At 46.5% G+C, this 15,912-nt stretch carries 13 protein-coding genes; 10 read left to right on the top strand and 3 right to left on the bottom strand.

From position 1 onward, the window contains the following. The first annotated feature begins 120 nt into the window (after nt 1-120). From ABGT65_RS06610 to ABGT65_RS06595, 4 genes are all read left to right on the top strand, one after another. Entirely contained in the window at nt 121-315 is a 195-nt protein-coding gene (locus ABGT65_RS06610) for an NUMOD3 domain-containing DNA-binding protein (protein ID WP_346700731.1), read from the top strand. Continuing rightward, nucleotides 299-1,222, top strand: a complete 924-nt coding sequence (locus ABGT65_RS06605; protein WP_346700729.1) for a hypothetical protein — start codon at nt 299-301, stop codon at nt 1,220-1,222. Before ABGT65_RS06610 ends, ABGT65_RS06605 begins: the two co-directional genes overlap by 17 nt. A 419-nt stretch (nt 1,223-1,641) precedes the next feature. Continuing rightward, nucleotides 1,642-2,850, top strand: a complete 1,209-nt coding sequence (locus ABGT65_RS06600; protein WP_346700727.1) for a site-specific integrase — start codon at nt 1,642-1,644, stop codon at nt 2,848-2,850. Nucleotides 2,851-2,970: 120 nt separating this feature from the next. After that, nucleotides 2,971-3,402: a hypothetical protein gene (locus tag ABGT65_RS06595; RefSeq protein ID WP_346700725.1), complete on the top strand. Its 432-nt coding sequence runs from the start codon at nt 2,971-2,973 to the stop codon at nt 3,400-3,402. On the opposite strand, the gene ABGT65_RS06590 is transcribed toward ABGT65_RS06595, so the two are convergent. After that, nucleotides 3,391-4,494 (bottom strand): IS4-like element ISBf13 family transposase, encoded by a 1,104-nt coding sequence (locus tag ABGT65_RS06590; protein WP_032528339.1) that lies wholly within the window; start codon nt 4,492-4,494, stop codon nt 3,391-3,393. The two genes, ABGT65_RS06595 and ABGT65_RS06590, sit on opposite strands and share 12 nt — an antisense overlap. A gap of 317 nt (nt 4,495-4,811) precedes the next feature. Beyond that, the gene (locus ABGT65_RS06585; RefSeq protein WP_278964211.1) at nt 4,812-5,975 is read right to left on the bottom strand and encodes an IS4 family transposase; all 1,164 of its coding nucleotides are present in this window, start codon (nt 5,973-5,975) and stop codon (nt 4,812-4,814) included. 313 nt (nt 5,976-6,288) lie between these two features. Between ABGT65_RS06585 and ABGT65_RS06580 the strand changes: the two genes are divergently transcribed. Both ABGT65_RS06580 and ABGT65_RS06575 read left to right on the top strand, forming a co-directional pair. Next, a complete protein-coding gene (locus ABGT65_RS06580) occupies nt 6,289-6,699 on the top strand; it encodes a transposase (protein ID WP_346700724.1) in 411 nt (136 codons plus the stop codon). Nucleotides 6,700-6,727: 28 nt separating this feature from the next. Beyond that, on the top strand, nt 6,728-7,279 hold the full coding sequence (locus tag ABGT65_RS06575) for an IS110 family transposase (RefSeq protein WP_346700722.1): 552 nt from the start codon (nt 6,728-6,730) through the stop codon (nt 7,277-7,279). A 407-nt stretch (nt 7,280-7,686) separates the two neighbouring features. On the opposite strand, the gene ABGT65_RS06570 is transcribed toward ABGT65_RS06575, so the two are convergent. After that, on the bottom strand, nt 7,687-8,550 hold the full coding sequence (locus ABGT65_RS06570; protein WP_346700721.1) for an AraC family transcriptional regulator: 864 nt from the start codon (nt 8,548-8,550) through the stop codon (nt 7,687-7,689). A 418-nt stretch (nt 8,551-8,968) separates the two neighbouring features. Between ABGT65_RS06570 and ABGT65_RS06565 the strand changes: the two genes are divergently transcribed. The 4 genes from ABGT65_RS06565 to ABGT65_RS06550 are packed head-to-tail and all read left to right on the top strand — an operon-like array spanning nt 8,969 to nt 15,904. Then, nucleotides 8,969-12,235: a TonB-dependent receptor gene (locus tag ABGT65_RS06565; protein ID WP_346700719.1), complete on the top strand. Its 3,267-nt coding sequence runs from the start codon at nt 8,969-8,971 to the stop codon at nt 12,233-12,235. A 21-nt stretch (nt 12,236-12,256) separates the two neighbouring features. After that, complete coding sequence (locus ABGT65_RS06560; protein WP_346700718.1) at nt 12,257-14,071, top strand: RagB/SusD family nutrient uptake outer membrane protein; 1,815 nt, start codon at nt 12,257-12,259, stop codon at nt 14,069-14,071. Between the two features lie 29 nt (nt 14,072-14,100). Further along, nucleotides 14,101-14,454 carry an InlB B-repeat-containing protein gene (locus ABGT65_RS06555; protein WP_346700716.1) on the top strand — a complete coding sequence of 118 codons (354 nt, stop codon included), beginning with the start codon at nt 14,101-14,103 and terminating at the stop codon, nt 14,452-14,454. A 25-nt stretch (nt 14,455-14,479) separates the two neighbouring features. Next, nucleotides 14,480-15,904, top strand: coding sequence for a hypothetical protein (locus tag ABGT65_RS06550; RefSeq protein ID WP_346700714.1), 1,425 nt, complete (start codon nt 14,480-14,482; stop codon nt 15,902-15,904). Nucleotides 15,905-15,912: the final 8 nt, after the last annotated feature.

The raw sequence follows: 15,912 nt of genomic DNA, 5'->3' as shown, positions 1-15,912 counted from the left end.
TCATAGGCATAGAACGGTTTGATAAATATATTTCTGTATATTTATGTACTTTTTCAATCGTTACTATATTTATTATAAGTAGTATATCTACTCTACTGAATAATAAATAAAACTAATGATATGAAAAGACAATTTAGAAATGATATGTCTGATGAACAGAAGCAGGCAATATCGCAAGCCTTAAAAGGACGTAGACATAGTGAAGAGCACAAGCGCAAGATTGCACAAAGCATGGAGAAATATTGGGCAGAGCTACCTGCAAAGCCAGATGAAAATAAAACTCAAACGGAGCGGATATATGGGAAGGACAATTAAAGCAAGTGTAAATATAGACAAATTGAAGGTTTGTCTAATTCAGCCTGAAGGGTTGTTTGAAAGAATATACAAGCATGAACAAGACTATATCGTTTTCAAAGGGTTCGCATTGAAACGCATTGAATGTGATACAGACACTATTGTATGTAGTGTACTTTTAGACGAAGCAGAACAGACTGAACAAGTCTTACTTGGCTCACTCGTTTTAAATGACACTCACAAATATTTAGGAAAAGCATTTTTTGAGTTTGAAAACTCCGCTCTATATACTGTTGAAGGAATAGATGCAGGCGGCAATAAATACAACAAAATCTCATATCTATACTATGTTATAGAGACACTTGACATGGAATTAAACAATGTAACTCAGATTGATTTAGCCCTTGATTCCAATATTAATTTCATAAGTAAAATTACCCATGCTATCAAAAATTATGAAGCATACGACATGTATTTAAATGGGAAAAAGATAACTGACCCTAATGAAAAACTACCTAACTATGGAGTGTTTCATGGTGCATCACGCAAGCGGCTGGAATCGCTACCAACACTCTATTTATCTCAGGTCAAAAAAGAAACAGGCTTATCAATGCGCATATACGATAAGACAAAAGAGCTAGCGGAACAAAGTTTATATAAAAAAGAACGATTCCTCCAGTGGCTGGGATGGACTGCACCCAAAATCTATCGCGCTGAAATAACCATGCATAATGTAAATGTCAGAGATTTCTGTACAAGTGCTGGCGCTCAGGTTGAAGAACAGGGTAATCTAAAAAATGTCCTCAATCTACTAGGGTTGAAAGTTTGGAGAGCAAAATGCTTTATGGAAATGGCTGACAGACTAATTTATTTCAGAGACCGAAAGAGCCGCAAGAAGCTGACTTTAATTGACCTTGCTGAGTTGTGAAGGTATATAACCAATATACCTGAGCCAGCAATATATTGAGAGCTAATCAACTAACAATCAACGAATAATCCAGTACAAATAATAATATAGTTTTTAACATACTGGTAACTAGATATTTATTATAAAATATTAAAAAAATAGAGCAATAAATCGAGTAATAATATTTAATAATTAAATATAAATTATTATATATTAGTTATTTAACATAAATACTAATACTTAATTGGTAAGGAAGAGGTCACGAGTTCAAGCCTCGTCAACAGCTCTGGAAATCAAGAGGTTACGATTTAAGTAGCCTCTTTTTTTGTGCCGCTTCGGGACTGGGATAGAGTCTGAAAGGCGCTTCCGAGCGCAAATGTTGTACCCATTGTTGTACCCTAAATCTGCTACTCTCGATTACTTGCGCAACACGCAAGTAAATGAAAATCAAAGTTGTTTTACGGACAGGTAAAATCAATAAGCAAGGTCGATCCCCGTTGATGCTTCGATTTACCCACGACCGAACCACGAAATTTGTTGCTATGGGGCTATCGATAGAGCCTCACTATTGGGATAAGGATGCTGAAATGATAACGGCAGACTGCCCCGACCGTGCTGCACTGCAAAGCCAGATAGACAGCACATTAGCGACTTTCCGAAAGAAAATCCAGCGGTTGGAGGCATTGGACATGGAGGTTGATTTTACCAACCTATTTGACCAGACCGCAAAATGCACTCCGCAACTGGTGGACGGCTATTTCGAACGACAGATTGCAGCCATGAAACAAGCGGGGAAAATCAATACGGCCATTAAATATACGGCGACCCGTACCTCGCTCGTTAAGTTCCATCCCTCCAAATTACGATTCGAGGAGATTACTTCCAACCTGCTGGGCGATTTCGAAACATTCCTGCGTGGAAAGGGCAACCAATCCAACTCGATAGCCACGAAATTCAGTGTACTGAAAGCCGTTTACAATAAGGCCGTTGCTGACAAGATTTTCCTTTGCAAGGAGAATCCATTCGTGCTCTATAAAGTAGGAAAGCATTGGACGCAGACACGTAAACGAGCCATTCATAAAGAGGATATACAACGATTGATGCAGGCAGAATTACCCGTAACGAGGTCTCCCTATACCAATTTTGCAAGGGATATATTCTTGTTTTCTTACTTTTCGGCTGGAATCAATTTCAAGGATATTGCCACCTTACGCTACGTCGATATGGAAGAGGATCGGATTTTCTATCGCCGTCATAAGACAGGGAAAACGATGACTTGTCGATTGCATCCGCAGGCAAAGGAGATCATTGCCAAGTACACCCGTTCGGAAGCTATGCAGGAGGACTATATCTTTCCTATTCTTGATCGTCATGTGCATCGTACCGAACAGCAGATTCACAATAGGGTGCATAAGGTTCTGATTCATATAAACCGAGAGTTGAAAGAGTGGAGCAAACGGCTGGGACTGGCAACGAACTTGACAACCTACGTTGCCCGCCACACATACGCAACCGTCTTAAAGCGGTCAGGAGTAAGCGTAGCCTTGATTTCCGAATCGCTGGGACACTCTGATCTATCCACGACACAAATCTATTTGGATTCATTCGAGAACTCACAAATCGACGCTGCAATGCAACATCTATTGTAAGGAGAGAGCAAGGACAAACATTGGCAGGTGAACTTAATTTAGCTCCCTTGTCGATGTTTGTCCTCATTTTTTGTATCTTTATGATAACAGGTGATTCCGACACCCTAAAACTTAATATTTATGAAAACCAAGAACTACTACAAAGACACATGCAAAGTCTATAATAGGGCTTACCATGTAATTAGTTTCGACGAGTATAAAACAAAAATGGTAGCCGATGTTCCAGAAACAAAAAATCTAACAATATGGAGTTGGGTAACTCCTGGGGCATGTAATAGTAACGCACTCTTCATTTGCAGTCTTAACAACTTATTAGGAGCATTCGGAGAATGTTGCAACTATTGTGAGGGGATCGTTATATCTTATGTAGCCTTAATTATATCTAAAGAGCCAACGATAATGGCTGTACACCATAGCTTTATTTATTCAAATAAATATAAGTGCTATGTCGATTGTACCCCTGGGAATCAATATCCTCCTGACTGTTATCTCTATCTTTTATCCGACGAGCTAAAAGATAAAGAACTGAATAAGTTTTTACTAAGTACATGACAAAAATTTGAATACATCAAATTTCGGGACATAAATTGGTCGAAAAAGCACGTTGGAGATTTCCTCCAAGCCGTACTTTACTAAAGATTTGGCTTTACGTCCATGTTTCAATGTCTTTATAGGCTTTACGTTTTCATCTTTATGTTCCCCAACGAGATACGCCCATACAAGAGCAATACAAACCATTGCCAGAAGTCTTGCAATCCGCTCTGTGTCGCGCAAATGCGTGTCTTCGATATTGAATCCGGAGGATTTCATAGCCCGGAATGCGGTCTCGATCTCCCATCGCCTTTTATAAGTGTCGACACCCTTTTCCGGGCGTTTGAAGCAGATGAGGATCTGAAGTTCAGGCACACCGTCGGAGTTCTTGATTCGGCTTCCGGCAAGATAAACGTACTCACCTTTGTGCAGGAAAAGCTTGTAATAAAATCTTTCCTGCCCCACTTTCAGGGAATTGAAGAGCCACCATGCACGGATTCTTTCCCCTGTGGAAGGCTTGACAAGCCAGAAATTCTGCCGGATCCGGATATAATATCGTATATGATTGCGGTTGAGCCAACCGATCCAATCCTTGCCGACAAACTCCCGGTCGGCAACAAGAGAGTCGATGCATTCGGAGCCGAACAGCCGGACAAATCGTTCAACGATTGCCTTGCGTTCCTTCCAATTGGAGTTCCCTTTCTTAGGCAGAAGGCTGAACATCAATGGGAATGCAATCCCCTTGTATGCCACGCCGAGCATGAGGATGTTGATGTTGAAATCACCGAACTTCCAGTTTGTACGGTCCATGCTCAGCACCAGCCCTGTCTTGACGGGAAGCAGAGAGTATATCATCTGCGCCACAAGGTCAAAGTTGAGGGCGTACTTGGCTATGAATCTTTGAATGCGGCGAAGGTTGGAGTCCCTTTCAACAGAGGTTGGCATTGCCGCCGCGAGTTTATGGAGGCTTACGGTCTGTACTACACACAGGGCATGGAGCATGAAAGCCATAAACTTTATGCGGGCCAGATTCATCGATTTCCCAAAATGTTCTTGCATCATCGGAAGGATTTGGTTAACTTTGCCCAAGTCCTTAAAGTCAGTTGTCTTCATACGAAAAAGCGGGCAAACTTTTCTTTAAAGATACTGATTCTTAGGGACTTTTGCAAATATAAACAACTAATAATTAGGCATATAACAACATAATTTATATTTTGTCATCTACTAAAAAGTTTTTAGATTCTATTAAAACCAAAAATAAAAATGGAGAGGAAATGTGGGAGCCAAGATTTATTCACGAAGATATTACCTTATGGAGTAGATATTCCTAAAGATTGGATATTATCCAATCCGAAACATAATAAATATTAAAAGTCTAACTTATAAAAAATATTCATTAGTGTCCCGTTAAAATGGGACGAGTTAAACAATTAATCAAAAAGCCCCGGAATCAGGGGATCATTTAGATCTTTGACATCATTGAAATTAGTCTTGTCGAACAGGTCACGCAAGTGGGTTTTGTCAGTCAATGATATGCTGAGAATTTGCAAAACTTCATAGGTTGAACGTTTCAACTTCATATCATGTTGGACAATAGCCACAAGACAGTACGTGATAATAGCCACACTGATTTGTATGCGAACAGCGTTCTCTGCTGTGCCCCAGAATTTCTTTATCTTGAGATGCTGCTTGAGCCATTTGAAGAACAGCTCGATTAACCATCTTTTCTTATAAAGATTGGCGACATCCAGTGCAGAAAGTTGTTTTGCATTCGTCAAGAAAGTGAACTCACGGTCATCCTCTTCGTCGTAATATCGGACGAGTCTGAATGACTCAGGATATTTTTTCTCGGAGAGATATCCGGTCAGTTTCACTTCCGCATCTGTCATTATGTTCTTTGGCATTCTTCGCTTCCATTTGACTGTCTTATACTTTAAGTTTGTCTTGGCTCTGACAACAAAGAAAGAGTCTGTAAGATGTATCCTATAGAGTTCTTTAAAGGAGTCATAAGCCCTGTCGAATATATAATAAGCATTTGGTTCATAATGGATTGAAGACATTGCTGTGGAATCATGCTTTGAAGCAGTGGTTACGGTATAGAAAGCAGGAACTTGTGCTTCAATGTCGTATAAGACATGAGCTTTCACCCCTCCTTTCTTGCTTCGGAACTTTGCCCATGGGAATGTTGCAAGACACAACGGAATCGTTGTTGAATCAAACGCATATTTCTTTCCGGAAATGTCAAGGATGTTGGTCGTCCGCTTCTCGCAGGCTTCCTTCATCATATAGAATGCAAAGTCTTCGAAGATTCTGTAATCACGGTTCTGGTTGGCTGTCGCAAGAGTTGTTTTGGCTATCGGTTCACGACCTAAACCAAGATGATATTGCTTGGCCCTATGCGCCTCGAAAGCAACGATTAAGTCTCGCAGGCTTTCACGGTTACTCAGTTGTCCAAACATCATCGCGAGCATCTGATTCCAGCAAGTAAAATGTTTCACATATCTGTTGCCATCATACTTGCGAACATAGTTGTTGAACTGAGTCCTGTTCAGAAAAGCGGTTAATTGAGAGAATACGTATTTGTCTTGGAACATAGCAGCCATTTGTATTAGACTGCAAAGTTGCAAAATCAAGTCCGTTTCATTTCAAAAAACCGTGTAATTGACTATATTTCAATAATTTCAAAGAACTATTTATCCACTTTTACGGGACAGTAGTGATTGAATTAATTTTATAAAAGCCATTATGGGGTGAACATAACAGCTCGCAAGGAGAAAGTCCTGTGATGAGCATTTGTCCTCATCAATGACTTTTATGTTGCCGGGGATCTGTTAGGGTGATAGACATCAGGTCTTAAAAACAACTTCAGTCGAGAGCAACTTATTATTAACTAAAATTTTATGCATCATGCAAAGTGAGGTTCATGTAGGAATTGATGTTTCGAAATTCACATTGGATGTATTTATCCTCGAAGTACGGTCGCACCTCAGATTCAAGAACAATTCGAACGATTTTCCGGCCATTCTTCAATGGATAGAGAAATGCACGAAGCGCCAATCCGCTTTTATTTGCTTCGAACATACGGCCGTTTATTCGATGGCTTTGGCTGCATTTCTGGAATCGCAGCATATTGTATTTGCAATGGTTTCGCCTTTGGAAATCAAACGTTCCATGGGTATTGTACGTGGAAAGAATGACGTCGTCGATTCCAAACGCATTGCCGAATACGCTTCCAGATTCCGGGACAAGATCGTCGTGACGAAATTACCGGCCAAAGATATTACAAAGACTGCATTTTCTTCTCACGTTGAGAGATAAGACCGCAAGAGCCTTGTCCGGGTATATCATGGCAGTCAATGAGGTTCAGAGGGGTATCGGACATGAGGAACTGTCTGACCTATTTGCAACGTATGACGCCATAATAACTGCCTTGAAATCGGAAATCAAGAAAATAGAAGCCGCGATCAAGCATATAATTAACACCAACCCAGACCTTAAAACCTCTTTCAAATTGACAACTTCGCTAAAAGGTGTAAGTCTTATCGTGGGGACATACATGATCGTATATATTTGTAACATCACCAAATTCGCAACATGGCGCAAATTTGCCTGCTACTGCGGCATAGCACCGTTCAGCCATCAATCCGGAACCAGCGTCAAAGGCCCTGCGCAAGTAAGTCCTATCGCTAATAAACAACTGAAACGGTTGCTCCATTTAGCGGCGGTAAGTGCGGCTTCGCACGATCCGGAGCTGCGCGAATATTACATCCGCAGGCAGTCGGAAGGAAAATCGAAGATGAGCACGCTCAACATAATCCGCAACAAAATCGTTGCCAGAGCATTCGCCATTGTAAAACGAGGGACTCCGTATGTGAATATCAGACAATATGCAGCTTAATAAGAATAAGAATATGTCCATATAACTAAATATTAATACATTGACCATCCGCACCATTTAATAACAATCTTCCGACAGCAAAATTTTCCCTGCTTTTTTCTTGCTTTTGAACTTAGGATGCTGTTTGCGCATTTGACCGTCAGCTACCGGATTAACCGTCGGCGTGTGACGCATGAATTTGCCTTGAAAGTGTTGAATCTGACAGGCTACAAGGACTATTACGGTCATCGTTACAACTACCTTACCGGGCCGGTGGAACTTGAACGCGTGGCGAATATTGTTTCCAATATCAGCTATCGAATCGAACTTTAGGCTGCTGTTGATGCGCTTTGGACGCAGGAACGATCAGCCGATGGATCCGTATAACGGGACTGTTTCAAGCCTGTCGTTTTAGCGAGATTTGCATTTCAGCTTTTGAGATTGTTCTGATATTGGGTCGGAGTGATTCCCTTGATTTTTTTGAATTGCCGGTTGAAATTTGAAATATTCTCGAACCCCGATTGATAGGCGATCTCCGCGATGTTCAGATCGTGCTCCTGCAATAGTTTGCACGCATAACCGATGCGCGTTTGTTGCAAATACTCCTTGAATGTCATACGGTGTGTTTGTTTGAATCGTTGGCTGAAGGCCGTATTGGACATGTTCGTCTCCTGGAGGAGTTGTTCGATCGTGATGTTGTGTTGGAAATTTTGCAGGATGAATCGCAGAGCCCGTTGCATGGGGTCGTGTATGTCCACCGGATATTCTGAAACGTAGGCCGCACTCGTCAATAGCCGGATCTGCGGTTTGGTGATGAAGATCCGGAAAATGTCGAAGAGCGCATAGAGCTGCTCACCGGAATTCATCTGCTCCATTGCGTGCATGATGCGGATGATCTGACGCTTGGTCTCGCCCAGAAATTCGATGCCCATGATCGAACGGGTCAGAAAATCGGACAAAGCCCGGTTCTCGGGACTGTTCATGAACTGCTCGCCCAGGAAGTTGCGCACGAACTGGATGACAATCCCTTCACCCTTGAAAATGTCGGGTTCCTCAAAGTAGTCCGGCGTGCACATCCATTCGTGTGGAATATTGGCCCCAACCAATACTAAATCATCGTTCTCGAAGCGTCCCACATGATCCCCTACGATTCGTTTTCCTTTGCCTTGGGTAATGAGAACGAGTTCATATTCAGGGTGATAGTGCCATGTCGAGAACGGTTTGGTCTCCTTATAATAAATAAAAGAGTTGGATACCTCGCGGCGAAGGCGGATGTGAGCAGGTTTTGTCATGATCGTGTTTCTGGTTGTCTCAAAGACAAAGATACGAAAAGTCAGGTATAAGAAAACAGATCTGTCTGCGATTTTTGCCGATACGCTTTCTGGATTCCATATATATATGTTGTATGAAATGCCCTGGAGGTCGGTTTTCAGACGAATGGTACTTTTCTGTAGGTTTGTATTGGAATTCGAAATAAAAGTATCAAATTCGAACAGACCGAAACTGTATTTTTGCATTAACACGAGTGAAAACGTCAAAAACTCGATAAACTAACCTAAATGATCCTTATGAAAAAAACGCATCCTCTTTTTCCGGACTTGAGGTCGGCAACTCTTCCGTAGAGTCGATTTCGGGACAATCGTCCCCCAAATGAAAAACCTAAAACTAAAATTTTCTGATGGTATGAGAAGATATCTATTTATCTTGTTTATGCTGACTTTGTGTCCCGGGATCTTCGCCCAAAATGCGAAAATCGCCGTTAATGGACGTGTAACCGATGCACAGGGCGCACCGGTTGTCGGCGCTTCAGTGGTTGTGAAAGAGCATCCGGAGATCGGTACCGTTACGGGCTCCGATGGAAAATTCTCCATCCAAATTCCCCCCCCCTCCAATGGGAAGACGCTCATCGTAAGTTTTATCGGATTTACGACTCAGGAGATCGCTCTCGGTGGAAAGAGCTTTGTGGATGTCAGGATGACGGAAGATGTTCAGACGCTCGATGATGTGGTGGTGGTCGGTTATGGTGTCCAGAAACGGGCCAATTTGACTGGGGCTGTTGCTACCGTCGATGTTGACAAGACCATCGGCTCTCGTCCTGTTACGGACCTTGCCCGCGGTCTGCAGGGTGCTTCGCCGGGGCTGATGGTAACTACTTCGAGTGGTAATATCGGCCAGGATGCCGAAATCCATATTCGAGGTATTCAAGGTTCGATCAATGCCGAAGCCAAACCGCTGATTCTGCTCGACAACGTAGAGATCGACAACCTGATGATGGTCAATCCCTCCGACGTGGAGTCGATCTCCATTCTGAAGGATGCCGCATCGGCTTCGATCTATGGAGCCCGGGGTACCTGGGGTGTGATCCTCATCACAACAAAGAAGGGTACCAAGGGAAAGCCCACGGTCTCCTACGACAACAGTTTTGCCTGGTCGTCGCCCATGAATACGCCGGAAATCGCTGACGGTGCGCTCGGAGCTGAATACATGCTGGCGGCTTATCGCCGCACGGCTCCCAATCAGGCCAGTTTCAATATCCTCGGGGCCTATTACGACGATTTGAGTATCGAGCGGATGCGCCAGTGGAAGCAACTCTACGGCGGCAAAAATCTCGGCGACGAGATGGTGTTGGGCCGTGACTATGAGATCCGCGGCGGCAAACCCTATTTCTACCGGGCATGGGATGTTGACGACATCTTCCTGAATGATGCCTCCTTTCAGCAGAAACACAACCTTTCCATTTCGGGCGGTAGCGACAAATTCTCCTATTTCGGAAGTTTCGGAGTGCTCGACCAGAAGGGTTTGGTGAAGATTACACCTTCGCCGGACCGCTTCACCCGCTTCTCCGGGACGTTGCGCCTTGAAGCCAAACCGACCAAATATCTGACTGTCCGCGGCGGATTGATGTTCTCCAATTCGGATAAGGATTATCCCAATTTCCGGTTGGCCAATGCCGCCAACGGTGCCAACGAGTATTGGTTCAATATCTACCGTTATCCCGAGACCTATCCTTACGGCACGATTGACGGGAAACCGCTGAAGAACATCCGCACCGAACTTGAACAGGCACACATGAACAAGAATATCACCACGATGAGCCGTTTCAATATCGGTACGACGTTGACGCTGGCGAAGGGTTGGACCGTCGACGCCGATTATACGTACGTGGCCAACAATGCGCACAAGAAGACGGCGACCTCGCCTATCAGCGGTATCAACCATTGGGCCGATGCAACGTTGACCAAGTATGAAACCAATTTCTTCCCCGCCGAGGATTATGTGATTCTCAACTCTACATGGACCAACCGGAATGTGGGCAAGGCCTATTCGACCTATTCGAAAAGTTTCGGCAACCATAATCTCAAGTTAATGGCCGGTCTTGATGTTGAATATTACCGCACCGAATACCAGTATTCGAAGCGTTATGGACTCTATGATGCTTCGAAACCCGAACTGAACCTGACGGATTCCGAAATCCAAGAGACGACCGGATACCCCTCCCACTGGAGTACGTTCGGGTTCTTCGGGCGTATCAACTACAACTACAAGGATAAATATCTTTTCGAATTCAATATCCGTCGGGATGGAGCTTCGAAGTTCAACCGGAACTACAAGTGGGATACTTTCCCGTCATTTTCGTTAGGTTGGGTGATGAGTTCCGAACCTTTCATGGAGACGTTCTTGGAGAAGAGCCGGATTTCGTTCATCAAACTGCGTGCTTCGTGGGGCCAGATCGGAAACAACAACCTCGGCAGTTTCGATTACCTCTCGAAGATTACGGCCGGGAAGTCGAACTGGTTTATCGGAACCGCAAACTCGCTGATGTTCTCTACGCCTACTGTTGCGGCCGAAACCCTGACTTGGGAACCCGTAGAGACCATCGACGTCGGTGCCAATGTCAAGTTCTTCGATAACAGCCTTGATATCGAGTTCGACTGGTTCCGCCGGACGACCCGCGATATGGCTACCTTTGGTGAAGAGGTGCCTCTTTCGATGGGAGCATCGGCTCCGGCCCGCAATTACGGCGAACTGGTAACGATGGGTTGGGAACTTGCCGTCGGTTACAACAAGCGTTTCAACGACAATTGGTCGGTCAATGTCCAGGCCACGCTGTCGGATCAGACAGGGAAAATTACCAAACATGCCAACAAGGAGGTCAATATCAAGGCTGGCGGTAATACCTGTGATAATTATGAGGGTAAGATCCTCGGTGAAATCTGGGGGTATGAGACCGACCGTCTGTTCCGTGAGGACGATTTCGACGGGAACAACGGCGAGGCCAACCCCACTTGGTATTACGGGCTTCACACACCCAATCAGGATGCGCTCAATACGGCCAATGCCTTCCACTACGGTCCGGGTGACGTGAAGTATAAGGACCTGAACGGTGACGGCGTAGTTGACTATGGCGCCGGTACGAACCTTGATCACGGAGACATGAAGGTGATCGGTAACACCACGCCGCGCTATATCTTCGGCCTGCGAGTGGGATTTACCTACAAGAATCTCGATTTCAGCGCCTTCATGCAGGGCGTCGGCAAGCGGGACTACTGGGGTACCGGATCGCTCTTCATTCCGGCCTTCACCATGGGCGAGGCTGTCTACCAGAATCAGGTGACGAACTACTGGACCCCCGAACGGCCGAATGCCTTCTATCCGCGGCCTTCGAATCCGGGAGCCAATAACCATAACGGTAACTGGCAGTGCCAGACACGTTATCTGCTCGACATGTCCTATGCGCGCATGAAGAACATCACCATTGGATATACGCTTCCCAGGAAGTGGACCAGCAAACTGCATCTGGCTTCGGCCCGGATCTTTGTAAGCGGTGAGAACCTCTTCACAATCGACAACCTCGATATTACGATCGATCCGGAGATCCAGCAGAACTCCGTGGAGGGATTTACCGATGCCAAGAGTTTCGGACGTACCTATCCTTACTTCAGGACCTGGTCGTTCGGCGTTCAGATCAATTTGTAGTATTCGTAAAATACGACGGTTATGAAAAAGTATATGATATTGCTGGCCATGCTGGCAGGTACGGGGCTCGCGGGGTGTGAGGATTTCCTGACCAAAGAACCACTGGCGTCGTTTACCGACGACAATTTCTGGGTTTCGGAGGCCAATGTTCGGGGATTTGCCTTCGGGTATTACGCCGACCGATTCCCCGGATTCGGGAACAACGACTCGGGTGGCGTGATGTCCATCCGACAGGCGCTCAACGACGACTTTACCAATATCAACCTTCCGGGATTCAATGCCCAGCCGACCAACAAGGGCGGTTTGTGGGGAACCTATTTCTCGGATATCCGCAAGGATAACATCTTTGTCGACCGGGTGGCTCGTGTACCGTTCGACGACCAGGAGACGGCGAATCACTGGATGGGTATTGCCCGCTTCTTCCGAGCTTTCGACTATTCGCTCTTCGCCTTCTCGTTTGGCGACGTACCCTATTATGATCACGAGTTGACCATTACTTCTCCAGACCTGTTCAAGACTCAGGATGACGTGACTTATGTGATGGATCGTGTGTTGGAAGATTATGAATATGCTGCACAGAACGTATTCATCTCGGATACCCGTACCGGTCCCGACAAACAGGTCGTTACGCGTGATGTCGTCGATGCGTTCTTTTCGCGGCACATGCTGATGATGGGGACCAAGCTCAAGTACGACCCCGATACGACCCCCGAGCAGATGGAACGCGTGGCAGTCTATCTGCAGGCGGCCAAAGATGCGGCTTGGCGTGTAATCAGTTCGGGGCGTCATAAACTTGCATCGAACTATCAGAAACTGTGTAGTACGGTTGATATCTCTTCGACGGCTGATGTCAAGCAGGAGATGATCCTCTTCCGGGTTTACGATACCGGTCTTGTGACCCATGCCATCATGTCGGGTAACCGCGAAACGACAGCCCAGGCCTATTCGGCACCCAAGGATCTGATCGATACCTATCTGTGTACGAACGGCCTGCCGATCAATCCGAAGGGAGAAACCAATACGGTCTATCAGGGTGACAAGAGTGCCGAAGCACAGATGAGCAATCGGGATCCGCGCCTTACGGCGACCTTCCGTCCGAAATTCTATGTGCAGTACGAGGAGACCGGCTACGCACATACGGGTTTCAAATGCTGGAAATTCCTCGACGAAGCGACGCAGTACGAGACTACCGGGTCACAGAGTTTTAATATTACCGATGCCCCGATCATCCGTTTGGGCGAGGTGATGCTTAATTATATCGAGGCTGCGGCTGAATTGGAGGACATGGGACTTTATACGGTAACGCAGGACGATGTCGATGCAACGATCAATGCCCTGCGTCAGCGTGCCGGCTATGCTTCGGACCAGCGGCTACCCGACCTAAAGATCATTGGCGGTCTGCCGGCCGTCGAGACGAAGACCTACGACGATGCCGAACGTGACGAGGATGTCCCGCCGTTCATCTGGGAGGTGCGCCGGGAACGCCGGGTGGAACTGGTTTACGAAGGGTTCCGCCTGAACGACCTCAAGCGCTGGCGCAAGATCGATTACACGAATACGGAACTCTATCCCAAGAAGAATCTCGGGGCCTACATTACCAAGACTTCGGCAACCAAGTCGCTCGTACTTGCCGACATCTCTGGAAATGTGATTTCCGATTCCAACGAGCTGGGCAGCGGTTACCTCAAGGTTTCGCAAACTCCCCGCAATGCGACGAACGGTTATGTCCTCGACCGCAACTATTGGGAGTGCCTGCCGATTTACGAAATTGATTACTATGAACGCAACGGCAGCCATCTGGTTCAGAATCCGGGATGGCCGCAGGGTTCGGAATGATACGATGACGAATTTAAAAACACACGACGATGAAAAAGGCAATATGCAAGATATGGCTTTTGGCGGCGATTGCTGTTCTGGCCTCGTCCCTGATGATCTCCTGTGACGACGACGATCCTGATCGGACGTGTCACGTGACGCTGGTATGCAATGTCAATCCCGGCGCCGAAGGTGATGAGCTCTATTTCGAAGTGCAGGCCGGGCAGATGTTGACCGGTCTGCCCGAACTGACCCGGGAAGGTTTCGAATTTGCGGGTTGGTACACCGACCAGGCGTCGGCCAACAACCAGAATGCCTCGGCGACGATCCAGTTCGCGGCCTACGATCTCGAAACCATGCCCATTTATCTGGATGTCACGTTGTACGGACGTTGGGTAAAATAATCAACCTTAAAAACAACGATCGACTATGAATCGCAACAAAATATTGATCCTGACCTTCTTGCTGGTTGTTACCGGATGTGTGTCGTGTTTCAAGGACGAGCACAATCCTCCGAAGGCTGACGGCGTGCGGCCGGGTGTCGACTTTACGATTGATGCCTCGAACGTGATCACGGAAAATTTCCTGGGGTTCGGTACCCAGTATAACAACAATCTTTTTACGTCGCTCACGGCGGCGTCCGATGGCGTGACGGACTCCAACCTCCCGGATTTGGAGAAGAAGGTACTGGAACTCGGATCGCAGTATGTCCGGATCTTCTTCGACCCCAAATGTTGGGAGACCAACGACAAGTACAATCCCGAGTACATGCCTTCGTTCATTCGGACGGTGGAATTGGCACAACGTACCGGTTCGCTGGTGAACATCACCTACTGGCATTCGTCGAAGGTTGACGATATGGATGCTTTCGGGGATGTAATCTACGACCTGTTGGTTACGCGGGGCTTGACCTGTGTCAAGCAGGTCACCATTCAGAACGAGGTGAACGATACCAAAATCACGCAGGACGATTACCGGAATATCTACGCGGCATTCAACACCCGGCTTCGGACGCTCGGAATTCGGGACCGAATCCAGATTGTCGGCGGAGACCTGACGTTGACGAATCAGGCTTCGTGGTTCGCCTTCATGGCCGGTTCGATGTCGCATCTGCTTGACGGCTATTCGTCGCATATCTATTGGGACCATTGGGACCTGGCCAAGCCGAACGATCGGTTGGACGGGATTGCCGCCGAGTTGGCCAAAATGTCCGGAGACGGGGTAAAACCTTGTTATGTGACCGAATACGGTATTCGTGGCGAGAAGGTTTCGGGCGATCCCTATACCAATCCGGGATACCTGCGAGGAACTAAAACCCCGATCGGCTGGACGAATGTGAATGCCTTCAAACACGCGCTGTTCCACATCGATGCCCTGAATGTCGGGATGGCCGGTCTGATCAAATGGGACTGCTACAAGGCCAAATATGACAACGGCAACCAGTTCTTTTCGGTCATTGGAGCCGGATCGGACGGTTATCCGCTTTATCCCTCCTACTGGATGACATGGGCCTTTACGCACACTTGTGCCACGGGCTGGAAGGTTATTTCGGCACAGCCGACCGTATCGACCCTTTCGCCCAAGTCGCTGGCGGCCATGACGGACGGTGCGAACGACTATACGCTTTATGCATTGGGAACCTCGACCAGCAAGGTCAATTTCAAGGTGGGCGGCCTGCCCGCGAACCGGACTTTCCACGTGATTGCCTGGAACGACGATCTGATGGGCGGCCTGACGAAACTTGCCGATGTGCAGTCCGATGCCGCGGGTGTGGTGTCTTTCGACGTGAAATCGAACAGTTTCGTGGCTGTGACCACACTGGGTGTGGAACTTCCCGAAGAGTTGATGAATTAATCCCGAAA

Origin of the sequence: uncultured Alistipes sp. (assembly GCF_963931675.1) — a bacterium.
In the GTDB taxonomy this organism is placed as follows: domain Bacteria; phylum Bacteroidota; class Bacteroidia; order Bacteroidales; family Rikenellaceae; genus Alistipes.
Note: the sequence above shows the minus strand (reverse complement) of the source record. Positions and strands in the feature narration are given on the sequence as shown.

Excerpts from the sequence above, each read along its gene's own strand:
- ABGT65_RS06610 (WP_346700731.1), top strand. The coding sequence starts at position 121 with ATGAAAAGACAATTTAGAAATGATATGTCTGATGAACAGAAGCAGGCA.
- ABGT65_RS06605 (WP_346700729.1), top strand. The coding sequence starts at position 299 with ATGGGAAGGACAATTAAAGCAAGTGTAAATATAGACAAATTGAAGGTT.
- ABGT65_RS06600 (WP_346700727.1), top strand. The coding sequence starts at position 1,642 with ATGAAAATCAAAGTTGTTTTACGGACAGGTAAAATCAATAAGCAAGGT.
- ABGT65_RS06595 (WP_346700725.1), top strand. The coding sequence starts at position 2,971 with ATGAAAACCAAGAACTACTACAAAGACACATGCAAAGTCTATAATAGG.
- ABGT65_RS06590 (WP_032528339.1), bottom strand. The coding sequence starts at position 4,494 with ATGAAGACAACTGACTTTAAGGACTTGGGCAAAGTTAACCAAATCCTT.
- ABGT65_RS06585 (WP_278964211.1), bottom strand. The coding sequence starts at position 5,975 with ATGTTCCAAGACAAATACGTATTCTCTCAATTAACCGCTTTTCTGAAC.
- ABGT65_RS06580 (WP_346700724.1), top strand. The coding sequence starts at position 6,289 with ATGCAAAGTGAGGTTCATGTAGGAATTGATGTTTCGAAATTCACATTG.
- ABGT65_RS06575 (WP_346700722.1), top strand. The coding sequence starts at position 6,728 with ATGGCAGTCAATGAGGTTCAGAGGGGTATCGGACATGAGGAACTGTCT.
- ABGT65_RS06570 (WP_346700721.1), bottom strand. The coding sequence starts at position 8,550 with ATGACAAAACCTGCTCACATCCGCCTTCGCCGCGAGGTATCCAACTCT.
- ABGT65_RS06565 (WP_346700719.1), top strand. The coding sequence starts at position 8,969 with ATGCTGACTTTGTGTCCCGGGATCTTCGCCCAAAATGCGAAAATCGCC.
- ABGT65_RS06560 (WP_346700718.1), top strand. The coding sequence starts at position 12,257 with ATGAAAAAGTATATGATATTGCTGGCCATGCTGGCAGGTACGGGGCTC.
- ABGT65_RS06555 (WP_346700716.1), top strand. The coding sequence starts at position 14,101 with ATGAAAAAGGCAATATGCAAGATATGGCTTTTGGCGGCGATTGCTGTT.
- ABGT65_RS06550 (WP_346700714.1), top strand. The coding sequence starts at position 14,480 with ATGAATCGCAACAAAATATTGATCCTGACCTTCTTGCTGGTTGTTACC.